The organism is Bacillus sp. LR_5 (genome assembly GCF_042709275.1).
The window spans coordinates 1-19,529 of sequence record NZ_JAVAXX010000105.1; the positions used below are offsets into that span (position 1 = coordinate 1).

The 19,529-nt window shown below is 42.7% G+C and carries 18 protein-coding genes; 16 read left to right on the plus strand and 2 right to left on the minus strand.

Annotated elements, in window-relative coordinates; genetic code table 11:
• Window positions 1-143: 143 nt before the first annotated feature.
• The 12 genes from RAC86_RS19675 (at window position 144) to RAC86_RS19730 (ending at window position 13,585) form a co-directional block, all read left to right on the plus strand.
• The gene (locus RAC86_RS19675) at window positions 144-2,051 is read left to right on the plus strand and encodes a DUF6792 domain-containing protein (protein WP_377885960.1); all 1,908 of its coding nucleotides are present in this window, start codon (window positions 144-146) and stop codon (window positions 2,049-2,051) included.
• A 14-nt stretch (window positions 2,052-2,065) separates the two neighbouring features.
• Window positions 2,066-2,425 (plus strand): hypothetical protein, encoded by a 360-nt coding sequence (locus tag RAC86_RS19680; RefSeq protein ID WP_174222706.1) that lies wholly within the window; start codon window positions 2,066-2,068, stop codon window positions 2,423-2,425.
• 165 nt (window positions 2,426-2,590) lie between these two features.
• Complete coding sequence (gene bmrA, locus RAC86_RS19685; RefSeq protein WP_377885961.1) at window positions 2,591-4,360, plus strand: multidrug resistance ABC transporter ATP-binding protein/permease BmrA; 1,770 nt, start codon at window positions 2,591-2,593, stop codon at window positions 4,358-4,360.
• Window positions 4,361-4,485: 125 nt separating this feature from the next.
• Window positions 4,486-5,940 carry a tetratricopeptide repeat protein gene (locus RAC86_RS19690; RefSeq protein WP_377885962.1) on the plus strand — a complete coding sequence of 485 codons (1,455 nt, stop codon included), beginning with the start codon at window positions 4,486-4,488 and terminating at the stop codon, window positions 5,938-5,940.
• A 380-nt stretch (window positions 5,941-6,320) separates the two neighbouring features.
• Window positions 6,321-7,733, plus strand: a complete 1,413-nt coding sequence (gene cwlO, locus RAC86_RS19695) for a peptidoglycan DL-endopeptidase CwlO (RefSeq protein WP_014115285.1) — start codon at window positions 6,321-6,323, stop codon at window positions 7,731-7,733.
• 218 nt (window positions 7,734-7,951) lie between these two features.
• Window positions 7,952-8,902, plus strand: a complete 951-nt coding sequence (trxB, locus tag RAC86_RS19700) for a thioredoxin-disulfide reductase (RefSeq protein WP_072565327.1) — start codon at window positions 7,952-7,954, stop codon at window positions 8,900-8,902.
• 329 nt (window positions 8,903-9,231) lie between these two features.
• On the plus strand, window positions 9,232-9,699 hold the full coding sequence (locus RAC86_RS19705) for an 8-oxo-dGTP diphosphatase (protein WP_061187861.1): 468 nt from the start codon (window positions 9,232-9,234) through the stop codon (window positions 9,697-9,699).
• A 24-nt stretch (window positions 9,700-9,723) separates the two neighbouring features.
• Window positions 9,724-10,611, plus strand: coding sequence for an RNase adapter RapZ (gene rapZ / locus RAC86_RS19710; RefSeq protein ID WP_072565326.1), 888 nt, complete (start codon window positions 9,724-9,726; stop codon window positions 10,609-10,611).
• 1 nt (window position 10,612) lies between these two features.
• A complete protein-coding gene (gene mgfK / locus RAC86_RS19715) occupies window positions 10,613-11,566 on the plus strand; it encodes a gluconeogenesis morphogenetic factor (RefSeq protein ID WP_072566783.1) in 954 nt (317 codons plus the stop codon).
• Between the two features lie 21 nt (window positions 11,567-11,587).
• Window positions 11,588-12,538 (plus strand): DNA-binding protein WhiA, encoded by a 951-nt coding sequence (gene whiA, locus RAC86_RS19720; protein WP_003219831.1) that lies wholly within the window; start codon window positions 11,588-11,590, stop codon window positions 12,536-12,538.
• A gap of 23 nt (window positions 12,539-12,561) precedes the next feature.
• The gene (locus RAC86_RS19725; RefSeq protein WP_003219835.1) at window positions 12,562-12,819 is read left to right on the plus strand and encodes an HPr family phosphocarrier protein; all 258 of its coding nucleotides are present in this window, start codon (window positions 12,562-12,564) and stop codon (window positions 12,817-12,819) included.
• Window positions 12,820-12,829: 10 nt separating this feature from the next.
• Window positions 12,830-13,585: an arylamine N-acetyltransferase family protein gene (locus RAC86_RS19730; protein WP_072565325.1), complete on the plus strand. Its 756-nt coding sequence runs from the start codon at window positions 12,830-12,832 to the stop codon at window positions 13,583-13,585.
• A 35-nt stretch (window positions 13,586-13,620) separates the two neighbouring features.
• Here the strand turns inward: RAC86_RS19730 and RAC86_RS19735 are convergent, their stop codons facing one another.
• A complete protein-coding gene (locus tag RAC86_RS19735; protein WP_072565324.1) occupies window positions 13,621-13,830 on the minus strand; it encodes a hypothetical protein in 210 nt (69 codons plus the stop codon).
• Between the two features lie 146 nt (window positions 13,831-13,976).
• Here RAC86_RS19735 and psdR point away from each other — a divergent pair, with 146 nt between their 5' ends.
• From psdR to psdB, 4 genes are all read left to right on the plus strand, one after another.
• Window positions 13,977-14,690 (plus strand): two-component system response regulator PsdR, encoded by a 714-nt coding sequence (psdR, locus tag RAC86_RS19740; RefSeq protein ID WP_014115278.1) that lies wholly within the window; start codon window positions 13,977-13,979, stop codon window positions 14,688-14,690.
• The gene (locus RAC86_RS19745) at window positions 14,684-15,754 is read left to right on the plus strand and encodes a HAMP domain-containing histidine kinase (protein WP_072565323.1); all 1,071 of its coding nucleotides are present in this window, start codon (window positions 14,684-14,686) and stop codon (window positions 15,752-15,754) included. The genes psdR and RAC86_RS19745 overlap by 7 nt, the downstream gene beginning before the upstream one ends.
• Before the next feature lie 82 nt (window positions 15,755-15,836).
• A complete protein-coding gene (psdA, locus tag RAC86_RS19750) occupies window positions 15,837-16,616 on the plus strand; it encodes a lantibiotic ABC transporter ATP-binding protein PsdA (protein ID WP_072565322.1) in 780 nt (259 codons plus the stop codon).
• Window positions 16,591-18,531 (plus strand): lantibiotic ABC transporter permease PsdB, encoded by a 1,941-nt coding sequence (gene psdB / locus RAC86_RS19755; RefSeq protein WP_072565321.1) that lies wholly within the window; start codon window positions 16,591-16,593, stop codon window positions 18,529-18,531. The genes psdA and psdB overlap by 26 nt, the downstream gene beginning before the upstream one ends.
• Before the next feature lie 35 nt (window positions 18,532-18,566).
• Here the strand turns inward: psdB and RAC86_RS19760 are convergent.
• The coding region (locus RAC86_RS19760; RefSeq protein ID WP_377885963.1) for a 2-hydroxyacid dehydrogenase at window positions 18,567-19,529 on the minus strand (963 nt) is incomplete at its 5' end.

Below are 19,529 nucleotides of genomic sequence, written 5' to 3' on the forward strand. Positions count from 1 at the left end.
TTAGGAATAGAGTATTCTTTTCGTTTTTCTTGCTATAAGGGTAAAGAGGTTTGTTCATTAAAGAAAGAAGAAGCAGAAAAAAAAGTTCGAAAAATAATTGATTCTATTACCTTTTTAAAAGTTAAAAAGGAGAAATAGAGAAAATGGAAAATAAGAATATATTTGAAAATGAAAATGTAAAGCTGCGTTTAATTGACTTGGAGTACGATTATAAAGAAAAATTTGCTTCTAATATTGAAAGTGAAATAAAGAGAGCTAAAACAGATTTTGAAGTCGAGGTGCGTCGAATATACAAAGAAGAAACACATCGAGATCTTCCAAAAAATCTGGAAATATACACATCTAATGAACTTATTAAAAAAAATTCGAAAATAGATACATCAATAAGAGAGTCCGGATATGATGGTACAGCTATTTATATTAAGGATGATAAACAACACGTTAATCAACTTCATATTATTTCAGAGGGGAGTGCTGATAACGAAGACTGGTCATACAATTTCTTTGGTCTCTTTTTAGGGATAGATGACAGCCAGTACCAAGCGACAAAAGAGTTTGTAAGAAATGCCAAAAGAGAAACAGAGAATTCTCATGATTTAAAGACCTTTGCTATGGGCCACTCACTGGCAAATAATAATCAGGTGATGGTTCAATTAATTGACGGAGAATTTGATGAGGTTTATGGGGTTAACGGAGCTCAAATAAGCGTTGACCACCTGCTAGCAACTGATTTGAATTTGAGAGATAGGCTAATGCATAAATTTCATATTAGACGCTTAAAAGATATAAATGATATCCCACCAGATAAGCTAAAAAAAGAAATCCAAAAATATTATGAAGACAAAGGCGTAACAACAAACATCACTCAGCGCATCTCAAAAGATGACCCGCTGTATGGAGTCAGCGGCAAGGCCGATTTCATTACATTCGGTGATGTGAAGATGGCAGATACAAATACAAGTGTAAAAGGCATTCGAAATATTATGGATGGGGTTCCTGACGAAGATGTGAGGTCAATTCAAAAATTCCTTCAAAAATATAAGGATGACTATGAAAAAGACGGCTTGAACGGTTTTATAAAGGCAGCCAGCGGGATAGACATAGACCTGATTGAAAAAGTGAAAAACACAGACGGCGCTTTAAAGAAAGTAAGTGTCCTATATGAGCATTTTGATGATGTTAAGCAAATGTATGGCCGAATAAAAGAGGAACTGCCGTCGTTTTTAGGTTTTCTTCATACCTTGTTGAGAAACAGCGGACCGGTCGTAGATCAGTTAGCTGAAAATGGGTATATTGATGAAACGCAAAAGATAGTCATCAAAAAAGAATTAACGAATATTAACGCGAGTATGCGAGGCATAGAATCACGGTACGAACATTTCATTGACCATTTAAAGCATGGCCAATTTATGCAAGCTTTGAAAGACGTTGGTGAAATAGTGGACTATGTAAAATCAATTCTGTCCTCATTGAAAACACTCGACACAGAAACAAAAGACGCACTAAAACTTATCGTCGACGGCCACAGTATCGTTCAAATGCTCAACGCCTTGTCAAAGGAAAAAGGCTTCAGCTATAAAGGCTCCGATATTTATTTTACAGGGAAGAGCGGCTCGGGAGAAACGATTCAAGTCAATCTCTCATCCGCTGTCAGAATCTATCAAAACGGTATGAAAATCGTTGAAGATATGGAAGATGCGATTTCTAAGTACCAGAAGGTTTACAGTCAGGAAATCGATGAAGACTTCATAGACAAAAAGCAGGCGATCATCACGGCTATTCATCATATGGAAGAAAACCCTTCGCATTATGCCTTCGATCTTCAATTCCGGCTTGCAGCTGGTTTCAGCCACACATTCGATAAATTGGAGAAAATCTCAGTTCATGAATCATTCCACACAGGTGCGCTTCCTGCTAATGATGGAATTGTTGCTGAATTAAAAAAACAGACAACAGAAAAAAGAGATTTTATCAAAAATATCCGCGAGAGTATTGAAAAGCTGTTTGAAAAAGAAGAAATGATTTCTCAGTTATTTGATTTTCAGCCTTAGGAGGAATATGAAGAGTGACTTCCTTATTTTCAGAAAGTGAAACAGAAATTGTATCAACGACCTATATGTTTCTTACCCAAGATGAAATGAAGGGGAAAGCGGGCACCCTCAATCAACCGATCAACGACTTTCTCAACCTGACAAAGAAATTTGAGTCTTCATTAAAAGAGGAAATCAAAGGGCAAAAAGGGTTGATTGTAAAAAAAATAAAAAAAGAGCTTGAGTCTAATAGCGAAAAACGAAAAGCTGCCCTTGAGATGATAAAAGAAGAACATACCGCAAAAGTTGATCGGTACAAAATGATAATAGAAGACCTGCGACAGCAGGATGTAACATTGACTTACAGAAAAAAGAAGCCTGTGAAAGATGTCTAACATAAAAATCTCCTATTCAAACAATGAGTGGGAGATCTTTTATTTTCATCACGGCAAAAATATACTGAAAAAGTCTTTCTCCATTGATATGATTGAGAAAGAGTAAAAATCATCCTTTTGCTATGACTTTTCACCTTTCTGAACGCTGAAACAGGAGGAAAATATATGCCAACCAAGAAACAAAAATCTAAAAGTAAATTGAAACCCTTTTTTGCCTTAGTAAGACGGACCAATCCTTCTTATGGAAAGCTCGCCTTTGCGCTTGCCCTCAGTGTAGTAACCACGCTGGTCAGCCTGCTCATTCCATTATTAACGAAGCAGCTTGTCGATGGTTTTTCTATGTCAAATCTGTCAGGCACGCAAATCGGTTTGATCGCGCTGGTGTTTTTCGTTCAGGCGGGTTTAAGCGCTTATGCCACCTATGCGCTTAACTATAATGGACAAAAAATCATTTCCGGGCTGCGGGAGTTATTATGGAAGAAATTAATTAAGCTGCCTGTCTCTTATTTCGATACAAATGCTTCCGGAGAAACAGTCAGCCGTGTAACGAACGATACGATGGTTGTCAAAGAATTGATTACAACCCATATCAGCGGATTTATTACAGGCATCATTTCTGTCATTGGATCATTGACAATCTTGTTTATTATGAACTGGAAGCTGACACTGCTTGTGTTAGTGGTCGTTCCGCTGGCCGCTCTTATTTTGGTGCCGATTGGACGGAAAATGTTCTCCATTTCACGGGAAACGCAAGATGAAACAGCCCGTTTTACAGGCCTGCTTAATCAAATTCTCCCGGAAATCAGACTTGTCAAAGCTTCAAATGCGGAGGATGTCGAATACGGCCGTGGGAAAACAGGGATTTCCTCATTATTTAAGCTTGGCGTTCGAGAAGCTAAGGTTCAATCACTTGTCGGCCCGCTTATCTCACTCGTGTTAATGGCAGCCCTTGTCGCAGTCATCGGATATGGCGGCATGCAGGTATCTTCAGGCGAGCTCACGGCCGGAGCGCTCGTGGCTTTTATTTTATATTTGTTCCAAATTATTATGCCGATGGGCCAGATTACAACGTTTTTCACACAGCTGCAAAAATCAATCGGTGCAACAGAACGAATGATTGAGATTTTAGCAGAGGAAGAGGAAGATACAGTGACAGGAAAACAAATTGAAAATGCGCATCTCCCTATCCAGCTTGATTGCGTGTCTTTTGGATATAAGCCTGATCAGCTGATCTTAAAAGAGGTCAGCGCTGTCATTGAAGCAGGTAAAGTCACAGCCATTGTCGGTCCGAGCGGCGGGGGGAAAACGACGCTGTTTAAGCTGCTTGAACGTTTTTATACTCCGACTGCAGGGTCCATTCGGCTGGGGGACGAGCCGATTGATACTTATTCGCTTGAATCGTGGCGGGAGCATATCGGGTATGTATCGCAGGAAAGCCCGTTAATGTCCGGGACAATCAGAGAAAATATTTGCTACGGGTTAGAACGAGATGTGACGGATGCTGAGATCGAAAAAGCCGCGGAGATGGCATATGCGCTCAATTTTATAAAGGAGCTGCCGAATCAGTTTGATACAGAAGTGGGCGAACGCGGCATTATGCTGTCAGGCGGACAAAGGCAAAGAATCGCAATTGCGAGAGCGCTTCTCCGTAACCCAAGCATTCTTATGCTCGATGAAGCGACCTCAAGTCTCGACAGCCAATCTGAAAAATCAGTTCAGCAGGCGCTTGAGGTGCTGATGGAGGGCCGAACAACGATTGTGATCGCTCACCGCCTATCTACCGTTGTAGATGCGGACCAGCTTTTGTTTGTTGAAAAAGGGGAAATTACCGGTCGTGGAACACACCATGAGTTAATGGCTTCCCATGGCCTTTATCGGGATTTTGCTGAACAGCAGCTGAAAATGAATGCGGACTTAGAAAACAAAGCCGGGTAAATTTTGGTCGAATCAGCCAATAAAAAAGAGGAGGGATTTTCCCAATCCTTCCTTTTGAACTATTGAGGGGCTTACGATTTATGGTATACTACTGACGGTAATATTGTATAAAACGGAGGGTAGTTGTGGGAAAACACACTTCTGAACATAAAAATCACGCACAAATTGTCCAGCTGCTTCAAGATGGACAATATTTTTTTCATAAAGGCTTGAAAGCGTATAAAGAGCGCAATCTAAAACGGGCAAGCAAACTGATTCAGCGCGCGGTTCATTTGGAGCCGGAGGATTCAGAGATGCTTTCACAGCTTGCGGTCATTTATTCGGAAATGGGCCAGTATCAAGAGTCGAACGATCTTCTTGACTATATCATGGCAAATCTGGAGGCCGAAATGCCGGAGTGCCACTACTTTAAAGCGAATAACTTTGCCCATCTGGGGCTCTTCCAGGAAGCTTATAAAGAAGCGGCCGCTTATTCTGATGCGGACCCGGATGGTGAATTCGCCGAAGAAAACGATAGTCTGCTTGATTTGCTCGATTTAGGAGACGACGGCATTGAGGATTCGTTGTATGACCAGGATGAACTGCTGGTGAAACAGGATCGGGCAAAGTCATTGCTGGAAAGCGGCCAGCTTGCTGAAGCGGTTGCGGCGCTTGAGGAAATCACAGCTGAATATCCGGAGCTTTGGTCAGCATACAACAATCTCGCGCTTGCCTATTTCTATTCAGGAAACGTTGTAAAAGCGAAGCAAACCGCTTATGAAGTGCTTTCTCATAATGAAGGAAATCTTCACGCCTTATGCAATCTTCTCGTTTTCTACTATTATGAAAGAGAAGACGAAAAAGTGGCGGAATTGAGTGATCAGCTCTCCAATGTCTATCCGATGCTATTGGAGCAGCGTTATAAATTGGGTGCTACATTGGCGCTTGTCGGCCGCTACGAGATCGGATATAAATGGCTCAAATCATTATATAAAACCGGCTTTGAAGGTGACGACACCTTCTTTTACTGGCTTTCCTGCTCTGCTTATTTTACGGGACATACCGACTTTGCCGAGACGATCTGGAGAAAAGTCGAGTCGCAATATCCCGGCGAAGACCGCCCGGCGCCTTGGATTGAGCGGCGGGAAGCTCTTCCTTCATCTGTGGAGCAGCGTCTCGCAGCCTATTATATCAGCAGCACAAAGGGAGAAACAGAGCATCTTGAAGCGGTGATACGATCAAAGAGAATTACCGCTCCTTTTGAAAATCATTTTGTAAAGCTGCTTCTGAATGGAGATTCTGCTGCTGCTGACGTTTCAGCGGATGCACTTTTCGCTTATCAAACGGTTAAATTATTAGAGCAAGCTGAAAAAGAAGAGATGAAAACAGAAGTCATGAGCTGCTGGGTTTTCCATGTCATCCAGCAAATTCGTGCAGCCGCTCCGTTGAAGAATGAGAAAGGCTGGGCAGCAGCCATCTGTTATATTTGGAAGGAAGCCCATGGCAAGCAAGACACGAAAAAAGACACAGCGGCCCGATTCGGCATCTCTCCGGCAACTTTGACGAAATATATGAAATATATTGATGATATTCTAGAATAGTAAATTTTAAAGAGTCGATTTATTTAATCGACTCTTTTTTTGTTAGATAGATTATATTGAGAAAATAATATCGACAGTTTTTTTGCATGCTTAAGAAAAATGACAAATGATGTGTGACTTGACATCTGTTTGAAACATAAATGTAATAAAATTTATCGCTAATTTGTCGAAACTTGATGGTATAATGATTCTCGTACATAAGGAATTAGTGTTTTTTACATATGATGTGAAATAAACGCTATACAACCAGAATAAGAGATGCACAGAATAATTAACCATAAACGACCATCATTCCTCGTAGAGTATGAGGAACGAAACTTGATGTTCAAAATACAATTCCAAATGAGAACAGGTTCACAGTAAAAGGGAGGATATAAAAAGTGAGAAAGAGTTTATTGACACTTGGTTTGGCTTCCGTCATCGGGACAAGCAGTTTTTTGATCCCATTTACAAGTAAAACTGCATCGGCGGAAACATTAGATGAAAAGAAACAAAAAATCGAAAGCAAGCAATCTGAGGTTGCTTCCAGCATTGAAGCAAAGGAAAAAGAATTAACTGAGCTTCAGGAGAACCAAACAAAGATTGAAAAAGAACTGAAAGACATTAACGCTAAGGCGCTTGATACAAGCAACAAGATCGAAGATAAAAAAGAAGAAAACGATAAAACAAAAGAAGAAATCAAAAAACTGAAAAAAGAGATTAAAGAGACAGAAGCCCGCATTGAAAAACGCAATGAAATCCTGAAAAAACGCGTTCGTTCTTTACAGGAAAGCGGCGGATCTCAAGGGTACATAGATGTCCTTTTAGGATCAACAAGCTTTGGTGATTTTATCTCTCGCGCCACTGCGGTTTCATCTATTGTGGATGCAGACAAAGATTTAATCAAGCAGCAAGAGCAGGATAAAGCGAAGCTTGAAGATTCTGAAGCGGATTTGAATAATAAGCTGAAAGAAGTTCAAGCTGCATTGGCTAAATTAGAAACAATGCAAAAAGACCTTGATAAACAGCTTGATGAAAAAGACAAGCTTTTCGACGAAGCAAAAGCAAGCCAGAAGAAAACGGCTGCCGCGATTTCTGAATTAAAATCAGAAGCGTCTAAACTTGCAAATCAAAAAGCAGATACTGAAGCTGAGCAAGCACGCATCAAAAAAGAACAAGAAGCAGCGGCTGCTTTGATCAAAAAGCAGGAAGAAGCACAAAAAGCATCTGATGAAACACAAACAGATGACAGCCAAACGGCTACAACTGAATCAGCAAAAGCAAGCTCATCTGATAATGATTCTTCAGATAACTCTTCTAAGGGTTCGTCAAATAGTTCGTCTAACGGATCATCTTCTAAGAAGAGCAGCAGCTCAAACAGCAATTCAGGCGGCACTGTTATCAGCAACTCCGGCGGAATTGAAGGCGCGATCAGCGTTGGTTCAAGCATTGTAGGACAATCCCCGTACAAATTTGGCGGCGGACGCACTCAGTCTGATATCAACAACCGTATTTTTGACTGCTCATCATTCGTACGCTGGGCATACGCTTCTGCAGGTGTGAACCTTGGACCTGTCGGCGGAACAACAACTGATACGTTAGTTGGCAGAGGACAAGCTGTCAGCGCGTCCGAAATGAAACGTGGAGACCTTGTGTTCTTTGACACTTACAAAACAAACGGACACGTAGGAATCTACTTAGGAAACGGTACTTTCCTAAACGACAATACATCTCACGGTGTATCTGTTGACTCTATGAGCAACGTTTACTGGAAAAAAGCATTTAAAGGCGTTGTAAGACGTGTTGTTCAATAATAAATAAGACAAGGGCCTTCTCTGAACAGAAGGCTCTTTCTTTATTAACATGTATACCCGTTTACAATACATTTAATCGTGATGAGAAAAAAAGTGAGCAAAAAAATAGCGTATCACCATGAGATTTTATAGGATATGGGTAAGGAATACGTTTGATGGGGATTCTTATCATATAAGAAAAGCCCAAACTTGAAAAGATGGTTTAAGGAGTGAATAGTGTGTCAGAAGAAAAAATTTATGACGTGATTATAATCGGCGCGGGCCCTGCTGGGATGACGGCCGCTGTATACACCTCAAGAGCAAATTTATCGACATTAATGATTGAAAGAGGAATTCCAGGCGGGCAAATGGCCAATACGGAAGATGTAGAAAACTATCCTGGATTCGAAAGTATCCTTGGGCCTGAGCTTTCTAACAAAATGTTCGAACACGCGAAAAAATTCGGTGCTGAATACGCTTATGGTGATATTAAAGAAGTCGTTGACGGCAAAGAATACAAAGTGGTCAAAGCCGGTTCAAAAGAATATAAAGCACGTGCTGTCATCATAGCCGCAGGTGCGGAGTATAAAAAAATCGGCGTGCCTGGTGAGAAAGAATTGGGCGGCCGCGGTGTGTCTTATTGTGCAGTATGTGATGGCGCTTTCTTTAAAGGCAAAGAGCTTGTTGTTGTTGGCGGAGGAGATTCCGCGGTTGAAGAGGGTGTATATCTGACACGTTTCGCTTCAAAAGTAACGATTGTTCACAGACGTGATAAACTCCGTGCGCAAAGCATTCTTCAAGCGAGAGCATTTGATAATGAAAAAGTTGACTTCTTATGGAACAAAACCGTGAAGGAAATTCATGAGAAAAACGGCAAAGTCGGTAACGTAACGCTTGTCGATACGGTAACCGGTGAAGAAAGTGAATTCAAAACAGACGGCGTATTTATTTACATCGGCATGCTTCCTCTGTCTAAACCGTTTGAAAATCTGGGCATTACGAATGAAGAAGGCTACATCGAAACAAACGACCGCATGGAAACAAAGGTTGAAGGTATTTTCGCTGCCGGAGACATTCGCGAAAAGTCACTGCGCCAAATTGTAACGGCTACAGGAGACGGAAGTATTGCGGCACAAAGCGTACAGCATTATGTCGAAGAGCTCCAAGAAACGCTGAAAACTTTAAAATAAAAAGGGCTGTCATACGAGTTTCACATTACGTTACTGGGTTTTAATTCCGCTGTAACAGTTGTGTAATGCTTTTCGGTTATGATTAATAAAGTAATTGACCCCCTTTTTATAATGAATACACTTTTTTGGCACGGATTCTCCAGTTATCCGTGTCCTTTTTTTGTCCAAAAATAAAAGACGGATGCCTGTTACAGCAAATCACCTGAACTAAGAGATGAATATGCTGTAAAATAGAAGAAAAGATTGTCAATGTCTCTTCATTGTGGGAGGCATCTTGAAGCGGTATAATAAAGAGACGATGACAGGACGAGAAGGTTAGGTGAACGTACTTGCAAAGAGTGACAAATTGTGTGCTTCAGACGGATGACAAAGTCCTTCTGCTTCAAAAGCCGAGACGCGGCTGGTGGGTCGCGCCGGGAGGCAAGATGGAGAGCGGAGAATCAGTCAGAGACTCCGTCATTAGAGAGTACAGAGAAGAGACTGGTATCTATATCATAAATCCTCAGTTAAAAGGCGTTTTTACCTTTATTATTAAAGACGGTGACCACATTGTCTCTGAGTGGATGATGTTTACGTTTGTCGCTGATGCTTATACAGGGCAAAATGTAGCTGAATCAGAGGAAGGCAAGCTGCAGTGGCACGATGTCAATGACATTCAAAACCTGCCTATGGCGCCGGGAGACGGCCATATCCTTGATTTTATGATGAAGGGACAAGGGCTGCTGCACGGCACATTTACGTATACACCGGATTTTGAGCTGCTCAGTTATCGTTTAGACCCGCAGCATATCAAATAGAAAGACAAGTCAGGGGGGAGAAAGATGAGTGTTAGTGAATCACATGATATTCAGCTTGTCATTATAACCGGAATGTCGGGAGCGGGGAAAACTGTCGCTATTCAAAGCTTCGAAGATCTCGGCTATTTCTGCGTCGATAATCTTCCGCCTTCATTGCTTCCGAAATTTTTAGAGCTGATGAAGGAATCAAATTCGAAAATGAGCAAGGTTGCGCTCGTGATGGATTTGCGCGGCCGTGAATTTTTTGACCGGCTAATTGAAGCACTGGATGAAATGGCGGAAAATCCGTGGATTACACCGCGAATTTTATTCTTGGACGCGAAGGATTCCATTCTTGTCACGAGATATAAAGAAACGAGACGTTCGCATCCTCTGGCAGTGACGGGCCTGCCGCTTGAAGGCATCGCGCTGGAACGTGAGCTTCTTGAGGAATTAAAAGGCCGCTCTCAACTCATTTACGATACGTCAGACATGAAGCCGCGTGATTTACGCGAAAAAATCGTAAAGCACTTTGCGTCAAATCAAGGAGAGACATTTACCGTGAATGTCATGTCATTTGGTTTTAAATACGGTATTCCGATTGACGCAGATCTCGTCTTTGATGTCAGATTTTTGCCGAATCCTTACTATATCGAAAGCATGAGGCCGCTGACTGGCAAGGATGAAGAGGTTTCCTCTTACGTCATGAAGTGGAATGAAACGCAAAAGTTCAATGAAAAATTAATCGATCTGCTGAGCTTTATGCTTCCATCTTACAAAAGAGAAGGAAAAAGCCAGGTCGTCATTGCAATCGGCTGCACAGGGGGACAGCACCGCTCTGTGACACTTGCCGAGAATTTAGCTGGTTATTTCAAAAAGGATTACTATACTCATGTTACTCACCGGGACATTGAAAAGAGAAGCCGGAAATAAGATGGGACAAAAGCCGAAAATTGCAATCTTTGGCGGTGGTACGGGTCTTTCTGTATTGCTTCGGGGCTTAAAGCATAAACCTGTTGACATTACGGCCATTGTGACAGTTGCCGATGATGGGGGAAGCTCTGGCCGTCTGCGGGATGAACTGAAAATTCCGCCTCCCGGAGACATCAGAAATGTGCTTGCCGCTTTATCCGATGTGGAGCCGCTTGTTGAAGATCTCTTTCAGCACCGCTTCAATAAGGGGAATGACTTAACAGGCCATTCTCTCGGGAATTTGATTTTGGCAGCGATGACAAATATAACCGGTGATTTTTTTCACGCTGTCACAGAAATGAGCAAGGTGCTGAATGTAAGAGGAAAGGTTTTGCCAGCTGCCAATGCCAGTGTCGTTCTGCATGCTGAGATGGAAGACGGCCGCGTGGTTTCAGGCGAGTCCACGATCCCGGCGTCCGGACAGCGCATTAAGCGTGTTTTCCTCACGCCTGAACATATTGATCCGCTGCCGGAAACGATAGACGTGATCAGGGAAGCGGATTTGATTATTATCGGTCCGGGAAGCCTCTATACAAGCATTCTTCCCAATTTGCTCGTCCCGAAAATCGGGGAAGAAGTGGTGAAGGCGCCAGCGAAAAAAGTATACATTTGCAACGTAATGACTCAGCCCGGCGAAACACTCCATTACACCGCAGCTGATCATGTGAAAGCGCTCAATCAGCATATGGGCTGTGGTTTTATTGATACGATATTAGTGAACAGCGAAGACATTCCTGACGAAATAAAACGTAAGTACGAAATGGAATCGGCGCGTCCTGTTGATTTTGATATCGAGGAGCTGAAAGCAATGGGGCTTGAAGTCATCAGAGATCAAATCGTAACGTATAAAAATGACGTAATTCGTCACGATACACATAAAGTGGCCTCTCTTCTTGTCGATTTACTAAAAGAATGAAGCCAGAAATGAGGTGGCTATATGTCATTTGCATCAGAAACAAAAAAAGAATTAACGAATCTGGAAGTGAAAGACTGCTGCATTAACGCAGAGCTGTCTGCGCTTATCCGGATGAACGGAGCATTATCATTTACAAACCGCCATCTCGTACTTGATGTTCAAACCGAAAATGCGGCGATTGCCCGCCGCATCTATACATTGCTGAAAAAACAATATGATGTGTCGGTCGAGCTGCTGGTCAGAAAGAAAATGCGGCTGAAAAAGAATAACGTCTATATTGTGCGTTTTTCAGAAAATGCAAAAGCGATCTTAGAGGATTTAAAAATACTCGGGGAGAATTTTGTGTTTGAACGAAGTATTTCGAAAGAGCTGGTCAAAAAGAGATGCTGCAAGCGTTCTTATATGAGAGGGGCATTTTTGGCAGGAGGTTCGGTCAATAACCCGGAAACCTCCTCGTATCATTTAGAAATCTTCTCTCTTTATAAGGAGCATAACGATTCATTATGCGACCTGTTAAATGAGTTTCAGTTAAACAGTAAAACGCTCGAACGGAAAAAAGGCTATATCACCTATCTAAAAGAGGCGGAAAAGATTACTGAGTTTCTGAACGTGATCGGCGCCCACAATTCGCTTCTGCGATTTGAGGATGTCAGAATCGTCAGGGATATGAGAAATTCGGTCAACCGCCTCGTCAATTGTGAAACAGCCAACTTAAACAAAACGATCGGCGCTTCGCTCAGACAGGTGGAGAATATTAAATACATCGATGAAAGAATCGGCCTGGATGCGCTTCCTGAAAAACTTCGGGAAATCGCGCAGCTGCGAATTGATTATCAGGAAGTGACGCTGAAAGAGCTGGGGGAAATGGTAGCAAGCGGGAAAATCAGCAAATCAGGGATCAATCACAGGCTGAGAAAACTTGACGAAATCGCAGAACAGCTGCGGACAGGGCAAACCGTCACTTTAAAATAACCGTAAAGAAAAGGGGAGATCTTATGGTTCAACAGAAAGTGGAAGTTCGATTAAAGACAGGACTGCAGGCGCGTCCTGCTGCTTTGTTTGTACAAGAGGCAAACCGGTTTACGTCAGATGTGTTTCTTGAGAAGGATGGGAAAAAAGTAAACGCAAAAAGCATCATGGGGCTGATGAGTCTTGCGGTAAGCACAGGCACTGAGGTTACCTTGATTGCCCAGGGAGAAGACGAACAAGAAGCGCTTGAAAAGCTGGCTGCTTACGTTCAAGAAGAAGTTTAGGTGATAAAAGATGAATGACTTTCTAAAAGAATGCTTTCAGAAAATTGGCTGGGAGAAAGACCATGTCAGCTTCGGCGATCTCCCCCTTTTTCTCAAAGCAATGGCATACCGTTTTCCATTTGAAAACCGCGCCGTACTCGCAAAAGAGAATTATAAGGTAACAAAAGAAGAGCTGTGGCGCCGCCTGGTCAAAGAACAGCACGGCGGCCTTTGCTACGATTTAAATGGCTTCCTTTATTTTGTTTTGCGTGAGGCCGGGTTTCAGGTGAAGCTCATTCGGGGAACAGTTTATGCCGGAAAACAAGAAGAGTGGGCGTTAGACAGAACGCATGCTGCTGTATTGCTGTCTGCGGAAAAAGGCGAGTATATCGTTGATATCGGCTTCGGCATCAACCTGGCGCTCCAGCCGATACCGCTTTCTGGAGAAACGGTACAATCATCTGTTGGTTCATTCCGAATCAAAGAAGAAGAGACAGAAAAGGGCAGCCATGTTCTGTTGATGGACAAAGGGGAAGGCTGGCAAATCGGTTACGCCTTTACCCTTGAAGAGAGCAATGCCGGTGATTTAGATGACATGAAGGACATGATTCATTCTCATGAAAAATCTCCTTTTAACAAATCACTGCTTGCCTCAAAGCTGACACCGAACGGACGGATGGTCATGTCAGACCGCCATTTCACCATTCATGAAAACGGCGGTGAAGGCCAAAAAAGTGACATCGGCCCTTCAGAGTTTGAAGAGAAATTAAATACTCATTTTTTGTAACGTGAAAAGCTTGCAGCATGTCCGCAAGCTTTTTCTTATGAGCAAGTGTAGATTGCTGCATCAAATGCATCTTCTGGGATATACAGTTTTCCCTTTTCGTATTTATAAGGAATTTCATTCTCTTTAAAGCACTCTTTGGTATAGTCAGTTAGTGTATCCCCAATTTCTATGTATTTCCCGGTATAGTTGGGCTGACATGCTGAAAGAATTGACGTCATTGCCAGAAACAGCATGATTTTCTTCATCACAACACCTGCCTATTATGAAAATTTTACCTTTATCATTCTATCATAACAAAAGGAAAAAGACCGATTTACTATTCCGCACATGCTATAATAATTTTGGAATCTTCTAGAAAAATCATCGTGATGTACATATAAGGGGGATCAACGTGTATCGAATTTTGCTTGTGGAAGATGATGAGCGGATTGCTGCTTTGTTGGGCGGGCATCTTCAAAAATACGGATATGAAGTGAAAATTGCTGAACAGCTGAATGATATAAAATTGGAGTTTGCGGAAATGAAGCCGGATCTGGTGCTGCTTGATATCAATCTGCCTTTTTTTGACGGGTTTTATTGGTGCAGGCAAATCCGTACCATTTCTAATGCGCCGATTATCTTTATATCAGCGCGGACCGATGAGCTGAATCAGGTAATGGCGATTGAAAATGGCGGCGATGATTATATCACCAAGCCGTTCCATTTAGAGGTAGTGATGGCCAAAATCAAAAGCGTCCTGCGCCGCACATATGGTGAATACTCGCCTTCTTTGTCACAGGAATCAAGAATAGTGGAGCTTGGCGGGCTGACGATTTATCCTGATCAGAATGAGGCCGAGTGGAACAGCACCCGCATCTTGTTTTCACAAAAAGAATTTCAGCTTCTATCGATTTTCGTGAGGGAGCATAAAAAAATCGTCTCCCGTGATGAATTATTGGAGGCGTTATGGGATGACGTTGATTTTGTCGATGATAATACGCTAACGGTCAATGTCAATCGGCTGCGGAAAAAACTGGAGAATGCCGGACTGAAAGATTGCATTTCAACGATAAGAGGACAAGGCTATCAATTTCAAGTCAATCGGAAGGATGAACCGGAGTGTTAAAGACTTATCTCATCGACCGCTTCGCTATTATTCTATTTGCATTATTAGGGATAGGAGCTGCCACGCTGATTGCGTATTTAAGCATCATAGAGAGCGGCACAGAACCTCCTGCAGAAAATATGATATACATGTGGGTCTTGCCTGGTGTTCTTTTAGCTGCCGGTTTTGCTGCTGATTACGTACGGCAATTTTCCTTTCTGACTTATGTCAAAAAGCTTGCAGAACAAGCGCCTTCTTCAAATGACATCGGCCAGTCTTTGAAAGCCCGAAAGCCAAGAACACGAGAGCAGGCGCTTTGGACGAAAATGATCAATGCACTCGGGCAGCAATACGAAGGCAGGCTCTTACAATATAACAATCAGCAAAAACAGCATTATACCTTCACCAATCAATGGGTCCACCATATGAAAACACCGGTATCTGTCATTTCCTTAATGATTCAAGAAGGAAAAAATGGAACCTCTTCTTCTTTTCCGACGTTTTTAGAGGAGCTGGAGGATGAAAATGAGAGGTTTCGCCATGGTCTTGATATGATGCTGCAAACGGCCCGGCTGGAGGAATTTGCGTTTGATGTAAGGCCGCAAACCTTTAATGTAACCGAGCTTGTCCGTTCACTTATTAATCAGGAAAAACGGCAGTTTATCAAACGGCGCCTTTTCCCAAAATTACATGTGCCGCCAAACACCGTTCAGATTTCAAGTGATCAAAAATGGCTTTCCTTTGTTGTCGAGCAAATCCTTTTCAATGCCTTAAAATACTCAAAGCAAGGTGAGGGAGACCATATTACAATCCGGATTGAAACAGAGGGACATGAAACGCGCTTATCGATTGCTGATGAAGGCATCGGCATACCGCCGCAGGATCTGCCGCGGATTTTTGATGCGTTTTTTACAGGGGAAAACGGACGAAGCATGTCAGAGGCAACGGGAATGGGCCTTTATTTAGCAAAACAGGTGTGCACCCGGCTTGGCCATCAGCTGTATGCGGAATCAAAAGAAGGGGCTGGCACTGTGATGACCATCGTGTTTTCAAGTGACACCTTAGTGAATGTGACAGCATTGTAAGGTTGGGGAGCGGAATTGAAAGAAAGTTCGATGGGAGGCTGCTGACTTCCTTTTTATAATAAAGAAAAAGGAGGAGCAGAACATGAACGTGTTACAAACAACGAACCTGTCAAAAACGTACTATTCAAATAAAGGAACGATATCATACCAAGCGCTCAGCGACTTTGATCTCAATGTGACGAAAGGAGAATTTGTCGGGATTATGGGGCCGTCGGGAAGCGGAAAAACCACGCTCCTGAATTTGCTGGCCACCATTGATAAACCGACCCAGGGCGAGATGATGATTAACGGCATTCAGCCGAAAACGTTAAAGGATCAAGACCTGGCTCTGTTTCGCAGAAGAGAACTCGGCTTCGTCTTTCAGGATTTTAATCTGCTTGATACGCTGACGATTCGGGAAAATATTCTCTTGCCGCTCGCATTGGACAAGGTAAAGCTGAGAGAAATGGAAGCCCGCTTGGGAGAACTGGCGGATACGCTGCAAATCAAGCATATTCTTGACCACCGGACATATGAGGTATCGGGCGGGCAGCAGCAGCGCGCGGCCTGTGCCAGAGCGATTATTCACAATCCGGCGCTCCTTCTTGCCGATGAACCGACGGGAAACCTTGATTCAAAATCGGCTAAGCAAGTGATGAACACGCTGGCTCAGCTGAATGAAGAAAAGGAAGCGACAATTTTATTGGTCACGCATGATGCCACAGCGGCAAGCTTCTGTAAACGGATTGTGTTTATTAAAGACGGACGTTTCTTTTCAGAGATTCACAGAGGGTCAAACCAGCAGGTGTTTTATCAAAGTATACTGGATACCTTGAGTGTGTTGGGAGGCGATTTTCATGAATTTGAGAACCATCGCCCGTAAAAACATTCTTGGGAATCTGCAACGATATGTCGCCTACTTTCTTAGCTGTGTATTTGCCGTTTCGGTGTTTTTTGTCTTCACATCTTTTATTTTTCATCCAGATGTCAATGAAGACAATGTATATGGCGGAAGCCTTGTCAAAACGTGCTTGAGCGCAGCCCTTGTCGTCATCATTGTATTTTGTATATTTTTTATTTCATATTCGAATTCAGCATTTTTGCAGGCGAGAAAGAAAGAATTTGGGCTGCTGACGCTGTTCGGAACATCAAAGCAGCAGCTCCGCAAGATGATTTATTATGAGCAGTCACTCATTTCTCTAGCGGCGATTGCTGCCGGCATTGGAGCAGGGCTGTTATTTTCAAAACTGTTTTTTATGATCATGACTTGGATGCTCAGCGTGAAGGTGCCGATCTCGTTTGTCATTGTGCCGAAAGCGTTTGTGATGACAGCTGTGGGCTTTCTCATCCTGTTTCAGACGCTGCTCATTTTATCACTGGCACGGATTCGCAAGCTGGAAATCATTGAGCTGATTAAATCGGCTCAAAAGCCGAAAAGCTTGCCGGCCTATTCGAAATGGCTCACTGTGCTGTCTTTGCTGTGTCTGGCTGGCGGTTATTATCTATCTGCCACAGCGAATGCAATTGATATGGTATTTCGTGTCTTTCCGATTTTGATTTTAGTGTTAATCGGGACGTATTTCTTTTTTACACAAAGCAGTGTGGCGTTTTTCCGCATGCTGTACAGAAAGAAACACAGCTTTTATAAAGGAACGAATATCATTGTCCGTTCCAACATGATATTCAGGTTGAAGGATCATGCACGCATGCTGTTTTTAACTTCTATCATTACAGCGGTCATTTTAACCGCTACAGGTGTTATCTATATGTTTTATGCTGATTTAGAAAGACAGGAGGAGCAAAGCATTCCTCAATCTGTCGCCTGGGTAGAAAAAGACGCTTCCAGCTTTCAGGTTATGAAGCCTGAGACGGCTGAGAATACATTGAAAAAAGCTGATGCTAATATCAAGTATAAGGTGGATGCCACAGGGATTCCTGTCACTTTTCAATCAGACTTGCCGTATGGAAACAGGAAAGCGGAAGCGGAGGCTTTGCTGATTTCAGAGAAAATTTATAATCAAGTCGCAAAGGAAAAAGGTTTCCCTGTTATTCATTTACAAGAAAATGAAGCGTTTATTAATGTTCCGTTTCAAATGATGGTAAAAGATACATTTGGTGAAGGGGAAAAAGCAGCATTTCATATGAAGTCAGGAAAAACACTTTCCTACGTCATGAAAAAGCAGCAAAACAAAGGGATATTGATGCCAGTTGAAGGAGTCAGCCGTTTATTAGTCGTCAGCGAAAACAGCTTTGACAGCCTTACTCAGGAAGTGCCGCTGAAGGAACAGATGAGAGTGGTAGGTTATGAGCTTGAGCATTGGCAGGAGACGGTAGATGTCTCTGAAAAGCTTGGAAATATGGTGCCGAAGGAACATACATCTGATTTTCAAACGCGTGCTCCTAATTTTCAAATTGTGAAGCAGGGAGTCGCATTAATGCTGTTTATCGGTCTGTTTGTCAGCGTGCTGTTTTTTATCGTGCAAGGAAGCATGCTGTACTTGCGGATGTTTACGGAAATAGAAGATACGAGAGTCCAAGTTTTAGCATTAAAGAGAATGGGGATTACGGACAAAGAGATTCACTCCATCCTCGGAAAGCAAATTGGATTTTTGTTCTTCATCCCATTTATCGCGGGCACAATTCACGCCGGTTTTGCGTATGCAGCGTTAAGCAACATGCTGAATTCCAACTTATTTCTTGAGGCTGTGATTGTCATCTTCATTTATTTTGTGTTCCAGGCTGTTTATTATATCGTCACCCGCCATATTTATAAGCGTGCTGTTCTTCAGCATATGTAATATAAAATCCGGTCTGGATCAGACCGGATTTTTGTTTATTGGAATTCTCTTGTGAGATTTTTCGGTGTTTGCCCTTGAATGGCTGCGATCATGTTTTCGGCAGCCTGTTTACACATATTAAAGCGCACTTTCGCTGTTGCTGAGCCGATATGCGGCAGTAAAGTAACATTATCTAGCTGCAAGAGCGGATTGTCTTTTGCGACAGGTTCTTCTTCATACACGTCTAAGCCGGCGCCACGAATCCATCCTTCTTGAAGGGCATGGATGAGGGCCTTTTCATCAACCGTCTTTCCCCGGGAAATATTGACGAAAATTGCTGAATCCTTCATCTTCTTAAATTCGCGTTCCCCTATCATGTGATACGTTTCATCAGTCAGCGGCGTAATGAGAAGAATAAAATCAGATTGTTCGAGCAATGTATCAAGCTCAGCGTACTTGACGCCGATGCTGTCTTCCGTTTCTTGTTTCCGATGGCGGTTATGATAAAGCACTTCCATATCAAAGCCGAATTTGGCGCGTCTCGCTGCTTGTTCGCCGATTCTGCCCATGCCGATTATGCCTAACGTCTGATGATGAACGTCAATGCCGAAAAGCGCTTCCTCTTCAACTGTTCCCCATTTTCCGGCTCTGACGAAACGGTCCAGTTCGGCAACACGTCTGGCGGAAGATAGAATCAGAGAAAAGGCCAGATCCGCGACCGTGTCATCCAGTGTATAAGGTGTATGAGTGCCAAGGACACCTCTTTCTTTCATGGCTTCTATATCGAAGTTATCATAGCCTACGGATTGATTGCTGACCACTTTGAGCTTAGGCGCATGCTCCAGCAATTCACGATTGATTGACGGTCCGGACGTTCCTGAAGTTAAAAGCCCTTCTGCCTCTTTTAATTTCTCAAATAGCACGTCATTCGGAAGCGTATCCTCCTGCCATATTTCATAACGGCAATGTTCACCGATGAATGATTCAATCTCTTCAGGAATCGGTTTTGTGATCAATAC

What these genes read in the sequence shown, in the direction of transcription:
- RAC86_RS19675 (WP_377885960.1), top strand. Translation starts at nt 144, where the DNA reads ATGGAAAATAAGAATATATTTGAAAATGAAAATGTAAAGCTGCGTTTA.
- bmrA (WP_377885961.1), top strand. Translation starts at nt 2,591, where the DNA reads ATGCCAACCAAGAAACAAAAATCTAAAAGTAAATTGAAACCCTTTTTT.
- rapZ (WP_072565326.1), top strand. Translation starts at nt 9,724, where the DNA reads ATGAGTGTTAGTGAATCACATGATATTCAGCTTGTCATTATAACCGGA.
- mgfK (WP_072566783.1), top strand. Translation starts at nt 10,613, where the DNA reads ATGGGACAAAAGCCGAAAATTGCAATCTTTGGCGGTGGTACGGGTCTT.
- whiA (WP_003219831.1), top strand. Translation starts at nt 11,588, where the DNA reads ATGTCATTTGCATCAGAAACAAAAAAAGAATTAACGAATCTGGAAGTG.
- RAC86_RS19725 (WP_003219835.1), top strand. Translation starts at nt 12,562, where the DNA reads ATGGTTCAACAGAAAGTGGAAGTTCGATTAAAGACAGGACTGCAGGCG.
- RAC86_RS19730 (WP_072565325.1), top strand. Translation starts at nt 12,830, where the DNA reads ATGAATGACTTTCTAAAAGAATGCTTTCAGAAAATTGGCTGGGAGAAA.
- RAC86_RS19735 (WP_072565324.1), bottom strand. Translation starts at nt 13,830, where the DNA reads ATGAAGAAAATCATGCTGTTTCTGGCAATGACGTCAATTCTTTCAGCA.
- psdA (WP_072565322.1), top strand. Translation starts at nt 15,837, where the DNA reads ATGAACGTGTTACAAACAACGAACCTGTCAAAAACGTACTATTCAAAT.
- psdB (WP_072565321.1), top strand. Translation starts at nt 16,591, where the DNA reads ATGAATTTGAGAACCATCGCCCGTAAAAACATTCTTGGGAATCTGCAA.